Annotated in this window: 1 protein-coding gene; it reads right to left on the bottom strand. The window is 44.7% G+C overall.

Translation table 11 applies throughout. The annotated features are described in order from the left end of the window. On the bottom strand, window positions 1-672 hold a 672-nt coding region (locus WMO25_RS18555), incomplete at its 3' end, for a MotA/TolQ/ExbB proton channel family protein (protein ID WP_349086736.1). Between the last annotated feature and the right edge of the window lie 19 nt (window positions 673-691).

Here is a 691-nt window from a genome sequence, read left to right on the forward strand (position 1 = left end):
CTTAATCAGCCGCTGCAGCTCAACACTCATTGTCTTCTGCGCCTGGCTTAACTCATCGACACTTTCACCAAGAGCCTTCACATGACTGTTCAGGGCACCACCCATCCTGTCAACAAAGGCATCTACAATCTTCTCCAGGGAATTTGCCTGTTCCTTATGAAAATCCAGCATCATGGAATCCAGGGACTGAATGATCCTGTCAAATACCGGTGTCAATGTCTCTGCCATCTGATAGCCCAGACGTTCACCGAGGCGCTCATCCAGAAGCTCTTTGATTTCCTGCATCAATGCATTGTTCTCTGCCTGACGGCTGTCCATACGTTCGGCCATCGCTTTCTGTGAAACCGGTTCTAAGGCACTATTGAAAGCATCATAAAAATGATTCAGCTCCTGTGTCAGTCCTGTTGTGATTCTTCTGAAAATAATGTTGTAAAGAATAGATAATGTTACGCCATATATGGATGTATAGAAAGCCACATTCAGACCGCCTACCAGTGCTTCAACAGATGATGTCATCTGATCTGCATTGGAAAAATCAAAGCTGCGCAGTCCTAATACCAGTCCCAGAAAAGTTCCCAGAATACCTAATGCAGTTAAAATACCGGCAACCTGTGTACACACATTGTAATTACAGGATTCCAGAAGTTCACTCTCAAAAATATAGTCCTCCACATCGCAATCCATCCCGTCT

Source organism: Coprococcus intestinihominis (assembly GCF_040096555.1).
Taxonomy (GTDB): domain Bacteria; phylum Bacillota; class Clostridia; order Lachnospirales; family Lachnospiraceae; genus Coprococcus_A; species Coprococcus_A intestinihominis.